General features: G+C 41.1%; 1 pseudogene. It reads left to right on the top strand.

The features are described 5' to 3' along the window. A pseudogene (locus LPKJCM_RS11810) lies at nucleotides 1-261 on the top strand (helix-turn-helix domain-containing protein); the annotation flags it as partial. Nucleotides 262-285 lie beyond the last annotated feature (24 nt).

Genomic DNA, 285 nt, shown 5'->3' with positions numbered 1-285 from the left:
TCGTATGGCCAGGTCTATAGCTGGGGTAACAAATATGAAAAAGATGGTGCGGACGGATTAGCTGATCGTCGTGGAAAAGCTAAAGAAGATAATGGTCATCTTTCTGAATTGGAAAAGAAGGACTTGGAGATTAAGCGTCTGAAGGCACGATTGGAATATGTTTCAACTGAGGCAGCTATTCTAAAAAAACTTCAGGAAATCGAAAGGAAGGATGCCCCCAACAAAAATATCAAGCCGTTCAAACACTCTCCCAAAAAGTAAATCCGGACACGAAACAGAAATATG

This window comes from Lentilactobacillus parakefiri, assembly GCF_002157585.1.
Lineage (GTDB): Bacteria > Bacillota > Bacilli > Lactobacillales > Lactobacillaceae > Lentilactobacillus > Lentilactobacillus parakefiri.
Note: the sequence above shows the minus strand (reverse complement) of the source record. Positions and strands in the feature narration are given on the sequence as shown.